Consider the following 6,000-nt stretch of genomic DNA (forward strand, 5'->3'; position numbering starts at 1 on the left):
TGTGCTTACAGAGAGACGCGAACCCTGTGGGAGCTGGCTTGCCAGCGATAGCGGCAGTGAACTCACCACAGCAATCGCTGGCAAGCCAGCTCCCACAGGGTCAGCGCCGTTCTCTGGTTGTCCATTTCAACCGACCATCGCCCGACTGCTCTTCATAGCAAGAGACCCAGAACCATGAATGCCGAAACCCGAATCCTCGAACTGCGCGCCGAACTCGACCAGCACAACTACCGCTACTACGTGCTCGACGAACCCAGCATCCCCGACGCCGAGTACGACCGTCTGTTCCGCGAGCTCCAGGCCCTGGAAGCCGAGCATCCGGAGCTGGTCACCGAGGACTCCCCGACCCGGCGCGTCGGTGGCGCCGCGCTCTCGGCCTTCACCCAGGTTCGCCATGAAATCCCCATGCTCAGCCTCGGCAACGCCTTCGAGGAAACCGACCTGCGCGAATTCGACCGCCGCGTCGTCGAAGGCCTCGACCTGCCGGCTGGCGACCTTTTCGGTGGCGGCGCCCCGGTCGACTACAGCTGCGAGCCCAAGCTCGATGGCCTGGCCGTCAGCCTGCTCTACCGCAACGGCCAGCTCGTCCAGGGCGCCACCCGTGGCGACGGCACCACCGGCGAAGACATCAGCGTCAATGTCCGCACCATCCGCAACGTCCCGCTCAAGCTGCACGGCGAGGGCTGGCCGGAGGTGCTGGAAGTGCGCGGCGAAGTCTTCATGAGCAAGGCCGGCTTCGAAAAGCTCAACGCTTCCCAGGCCGAGATCGGCGGCAAGACCTTCGCCAACCCGCGCAACGCTGCCGCTGGCAGCCTGCGCCAGCTCGACTCGAAGATCACCGCCAGCCGCCCGCTGGAATTCTGCTGCTACGGCATCGGCCAGGTGTCCGCACCCGTGGGCGACACCCATATCGGCATCCTCGAACAGCTCAAGGCCTGGGGCATGCCCATCAGCCGCGAGCTCAAGCACGCCGCCGGCATCGAAGAATGCCTGGCCTACTACCACGACATCGGCGCCCGGCGTAACGACCTGCCGTACGAGATCGACGGCGTGGTATTCAAGGTCAACAGCCTCGCCTCGCAACGCGAACTCGGCTTCCGCGCCCGTGAACCACGCTGGGCCATCGCCCACAAATTCCCGGCCATGGAAGAGCTCACCGAAGTCCTCGACGTCGAATTCCAGGTCGGCCGCACCGGCGCCGTCACCCCGGTGGCGCGGCTCAAGCCGGTCAAGGTCGCCGGCGTCACCGTCGCCAACGCCACCCTGCACAACATGGACGAAGTCGCGCGGCTGGGCGTGATGATCGGCGACACCGTCATCATCCGCCGCGCCGGCGACGTCATCCCGCAAGTCATGCAAGTGGTACTGGAACGCCGCGACCCGAACATCGTGCGCCCGGTGCAGATCCCCACCGAATGCCCGGTATGCGGCTCGCAGGTCGAACGCACCCAACTGGTCAAGCGCAGCAAGGGCAAGGAAACCGTCAGTGAGGGTGCCGTGTACCGCTGCGTCGGCCGCCTGGCCTGTGCCGCGCAGCTCAAGCAAGCGATCATCCACTATGTCTCGCGCCGCGCCATGGACATCGACGGCCTGGGTGAAAAGAGCGTCGAGCAACTGGTGGACGAAGGCCTGATCGCCTCCCCGGCAGACCTCTACCGCCTCACCTACGAACAGGTGGTCGAGCTCGAAGGCTTCGCCGAAGTCTCCAGCAACAAGCTGCTCGCCGCCATCGAAGCCAGCAAGCGCCCGAGCCTGGCGCGCTTCATCTACGCCCTCGGCATCCCGGATGTCGGCGAAGAAACCGCCAAGGTCCTCGCCCGCTCGCTGGGCTCGCTGCAACGGGTGATGAAGGCCTTGCCGCAAGTGCTCACCTACCTGCCGGACATCGGCCTGGAAGTGGCATACGAAATCCACAACTTCTTCGAAGACGAGCACAACCGCAACGTCATCCAGCAGCTGCTCGACTGCGGCATGCAACTGCAGGACGAAGGCGAACTCAGCCCCGAATTCGCCGCCAGCACCACCCTGGCCGGCATGATCGCCAAGCTCGACATCTCCTCGGTCGGGCCTACCGGCGCCGAAAAGCTGGTCGCCAAGCTCGGCAGCCTGGACAAGATCATCGAAGCCGACGGCATCGACCTGCGCCAGGCCCTGGCCACCAAGCAGGCGGATGCCGTGCGCGAGTTCTTCCTGGTCGAAGCCAACCGTGACCTTGCCCGGGCCATCGAAGCGCAGTTGCTGGAATTCGGCATGCACTGGGCCAGCGAAAAGAAAACGGCGGAAGGCTTGCCACTGGCAGGCCAGACCTGGGTCCTCACCGGCACCCTGGAGCGCATGAACCGCGACATCGCCAAGGACAAACTGGAAAGCCTCGGCGCCAAGGTAGCCGGATCCGTCTCCGGCAAAACCCACTGCGTAGTGGCCGGACCGGGTGCCGGCTCCAAGCTCACCAAGGCCAACGAGCTGGGGGTCAAGGTAATGGACGAGGACGCCTTCATCGAATTTCTGGCAGGGCAGGGCATCGCCGTCTAGGATCCGCGGCCCCCTGTGGGAGCTGGCTTGCCAGCGATTGCGTCAGTGAATTCAGCCTCCTGATCGCAGCGGCTCGCCGCCCTCACAGTCAGCCCAATTCCGGTATGCCTGACACAACTGGCGCCCAGGCCCCCCGACAGCGTCACGCAGCGAGCCCCTCGCTTCGGACAAGTCCTTGAGAAATGATGATTTTTTCTCACCCAAAGGTTGTAACTCTGCCTCAGACCGGTACAATGGCGCGGCTCGTCACCAGATGGCGAGCTGCGTAATGGTGGCCCCATCGGTCCCCCCGCAACGATTACCCGTAAACCTGGTCAGGCCCGGAAGGGAGCAGCCATAGCGGGAACATTGTGTGCCGGGGTGTGGCTGGTGGGGCCGCCTCCATTCTATAAGTTCTTGATTTCTCAAGGATTCTTCGCAAGAAAATCCAGAAGTGGACCAGCGTTTAGGCACACCAAAGTGGTACGCCTTGCTGTCGATCTTATCTCGTTCGCGTTATCTCCGTCACCTAACCGCTCGACAGTGTTTTGCTGCTAGCTTCTGGGCTGCATCCATGGCGAACTGAAGCACATTGGCTGCTTCGGCAAATGCCTCTGGATCGCTAGTCCCCTCGTATAGCAGCCCGCCAGCGGTTACGTCTTGTACGACGCTATCAATGTACTGGTAGAAGCTCACCACCAACTGGGCATCATCGGGTGGGAGGTAGCCGAGTTTCCCGAGGTTGGCGAGGTATACCCGGCAGTAGTGTTCTGGAACCCGCACCTGTAATGAAGCTGGCGGCCGTTGCCCCTCCGGAATCGCACGTAATGCGTTGGCCATTTCGAATAGGTCTGTCTGGTAGTTACGTTGCTCAGCTATCTGCCTAAGTGCCATCACTTCCGCGATGATTGCGACACGGACACTGGCTCGTTCCTGCCAGCGTTGCCAAAGCCACCCACATGCGGCAATCATTGCTGGAAGCACTAAGCCCGCTGTGCTGATGATCTCACCTGTCTCCATCCGTATTTCTCCTTCGGTTTGGACTGTGCTTGGGTAGCAAAGCTCGGTTGTGTTCAAGGCTAGCGAGATATGTCCAACTGCCTGCGTGTTAGAATCAGCTCATAATACCCGACGGCTAATCAGCCTCGCATCAGGTCTACAGCATGATCATAAGTGTTAAGGATTCTAATAAGTACCTATATCACTACACTTCCGCAGGGAAGGCGATAGATTATATTCTGAAGAGCAGGACCTTAAGACTTAGTCCATATACCGGAACAAATGACCCTAAAGAGCGTAAGGGGTGGTTGTTCGATTTTGGGACTAATGAAGGTCGGGACTTAGGTCGCTATAGTCGCGACGAATACTCCAGTTGGCTTTCAGGTGAGTTCAAAAGTAAAACATTGGTCACCTGCTTGACTCGAGATACGGGGCCTCTCTCTGGAAATCATGTCGTTGATATATTTAAGCGGGGTTACTGCAAGCCGAGGATGTGGGCTCAGTACGCGGACGATCACAAGGGTGTCTGTTTGGTATTCCTTCGTGAGTGCTTAAATGAGAAAGTAAACAAGCAGGTGGGAAGGCGCTATCCGCTTCTCAGTGGTGCCGTCCAGTACGTTGATCGTGGAGTGGCAAGACCATTTGAAGATCAGAGTTATCTGATTAATGTTGATGTTCTTGAAGCGGAAGGGAAAGAGGCTTATTTTGCTCGTCACTTGCAGACCCATTATCAACGTCTGTTCTTTGAAAAGATGACCGACTGGAAAGATGAATGCGAGTGGAGGTGGGTTGCTTTTTCGGGATCGGCTGAGCCGATAGATGTGAAGTTTGGTGATGCTTTAGTCGGTGTGGTCTACGGGGAGGATACTTCCCCTGAAGATAGGCAGAAAATATTGGAACTGAACTCCGGTAAAGGAATTCAGCATGAAGGGTTGAAGTGGAAGAACTGTTCACCTTGGTATGATTGGAAGTGGTGAACGCTTTGGTTTTCGCAATCTGGTGCTCGGTGCGGCTCGATGCTTAACCCTCTAAGCGGGCTCCTGGTATATAGCAGGCCACAATTCCAAAATATCAGCAGGCACGAAAAAGCCGCCTATAGGCGGCCTGTAAGCGTGCTCAGGAGCGTAGACGCTCGATGCCAGAGGTGATGGCCTCGGCGTGTTGATCGAGGGTCTGAAGGGCTGTCAGGACGCTATCGTGAACCTGTGTCGATCCTCGTTGGCCTACCCACAACGACACTTCCTCCAAGGCTGCTCTGAGAGCTGTCTGGTTCATCAGTAGCAGTTCCAGGGTGTCTGCAACCACCTCGGCCTTATCGTTCATATGTGCGTCCTAGCTGCGTGGGGGCGAGGTCACAGTGAGGCTTTCACCCGCTGTACCGTGGTAGTGCTGCATTCCAACAGGCTAGCCACTTTCCTGATGCTCTTCCCGTCCGCCAGCAATTCGCTGATGCGTTGGCGTAGTTTCGCATCTGCTGGACGGCCCTTATACACTCCATCGTTCCTGGCCTTGGCGATACCCTCGGCTTGGCGGCGACGGCGGTCTTCGTAGTCTTTCCTAGCGACCACTGCCAGGATATCAAGGAGCATTCCATTCACTGCGGCGATCATGCCCTTTGTAAAGTCGTCCAGTCCCTCGCTTGGCTTCAAGGCAGCATGGCTGATGCTCAGGTCTAGAGACAATCGTGACCTTCTTGGCCGCGATCTGCGCCTTCAGCAATGCCCAGTCATCTTGGGTCAGCCTGGAGAGGCGATTCACCCCCTCGATCAACAGCTCATCGTCTTCATGGCTGCCATCCAGCAGCCGGAACAGCTGTGAGTGATCCTGCTTTGCTTCGCTCGCGTAAAGTTGCGTTCAACCGGATGCTAGTCTCTGGGCAGATTGCTATCATGCAGGTATCTTTAGCTGCTGGATTCGCATCCTTGCGGAAAAGGTAAGTCGAACTGAAACTCTGACTCCAGAAATTCGAGTGTTTAGTATCTCACCAGGACGGTAGTTTATGCTAAGTGTTGAAGCTAAAAATATTATTGATGAGCAAATCATTTCTAAGGTACAGATTGGTGAGCTCGCCTTGTTCTTAGGAGCAGGCATAAGTATTGGTACTCCATCGCTTAACGGTCAAGGCATTCCTTCTACTCCAGAGTTGATCTCTAGAATTTGTAAGGAAGCTGGCTACCCTTCTCCTGATGAAGAATATACAGACTTGCCAACTGCTTTTGGAGTTGGGCAAGATGATATACCTAATTTCGAAAATTTCTTGATTTCAAATTTTCAATCTACTCAAATACATGGTTGGCAATCTGATATATTTAAGTTGTGGTGGCGCATAATTTTCACTACTAATATCGACAATATAGCTCATGTTGCTATCGGGCAAAACTCGAAGACTGTCAATACATATCCTGATTATAAAATCTATAATTACAAGGATGTGGAGCCTGTGCATAGTCTGCCGACTTCCCCTCCTCTTGTATATCTGCATGGAAGTAT

The 6,000-nt window shown here is 57.0% G+C and carries 6 protein-coding genes and 1 other RNA gene; 4 read left to right on the forward strand and 3 right to left on the reverse strand.

Going from position 1 to position 6,000, the window contains the following annotated elements; translation table 11 throughout:
• The first annotated feature begins 174 nt into the window (after positions 1 to 174).
• Both ligA and ffs read left to right on the forward strand, forming a co-directional pair.
• A complete protein-coding gene (ligA, locus tag N7650_RS08125; RefSeq protein WP_279897764.1) occupies positions 175 to 2,532 on the forward strand; it encodes an NAD-dependent DNA ligase LigA in 2,358 nt (785 codons plus the stop codon).
• Positions 2,533 to 2,810: 278 nt separating this feature from the next.
• Positions 2,811 to 2,907: signal recognition particle sRNA small type (ffs, locus tag N7650_RS08130), an RNA gene on the forward strand.
• A 129-nt stretch (positions 2,908 to 3,036) separates the two neighbouring features.
• On the opposite strand, the gene N7650_RS08135 is transcribed toward ffs, so the two are convergent.
• Complete coding sequence (locus N7650_RS08135) at positions 3,037 to 3,531, reverse strand: hypothetical protein (protein ID WP_279897765.1); 495 nt, start codon at positions 3,529 to 3,531, stop codon at positions 3,037 to 3,039.
• A gap of 143 nt (positions 3,532 to 3,674) precedes the next feature.
• Between N7650_RS08135 and N7650_RS08140 the strand changes: the two genes are divergently transcribed.
• Positions 3,675 to 4,487: a DUF2971 domain-containing protein gene (locus N7650_RS08140; RefSeq protein WP_279897766.1), complete on the forward strand. Its 813-nt coding sequence runs from the start codon at positions 3,675 to 3,677 to the stop codon at positions 4,485 to 4,487.
• A gap of 139 nt (positions 4,488 to 4,626) precedes the next feature.
• On the opposite strand, the gene N7650_RS08145 is transcribed toward N7650_RS08140, so the two are convergent.
• Together N7650_RS08145 and N7650_RS08150 are read right to left on the reverse strand one after the other, a co-directional pair.
• On the reverse strand, positions 4,627 to 4,833 hold the full coding sequence (locus N7650_RS08145) for a hypothetical protein (RefSeq protein WP_279897768.1): 207 nt from the start codon (positions 4,831 to 4,833) through the stop codon (positions 4,627 to 4,629).
• A gap of 29 nt (positions 4,834 to 4,862) precedes the next feature.
• Positions 4,863 to 5,192: a recombinase family protein gene (locus N7650_RS08150; RefSeq protein WP_279897770.1), complete on the reverse strand. Its 330-nt coding sequence runs from the start codon at positions 5,190 to 5,192 to the stop codon at positions 4,863 to 4,865.
• Positions 5,193 to 5,509: 317 nt separating this feature from the next.
• Between N7650_RS08150 and N7650_RS08155 the strand changes: the two genes are divergently transcribed.
• A partial coding sequence (locus tag N7650_RS08155; RefSeq protein WP_279897771.1) for a hypothetical protein occupies positions 5,510 to 6,000 on the forward strand: 491 nt, incomplete at its 3' end.

The sequence above is a fragment of the Pseudomonas sp. GD04058 genome (assembly GCF_029836855.1).
In the GTDB taxonomy this organism is placed as follows: Bacteria; Pseudomonadota; Gammaproteobacteria; order Pseudomonadales; family Pseudomonadaceae; genus Aquipseudomonas; species Aquipseudomonas bharatica.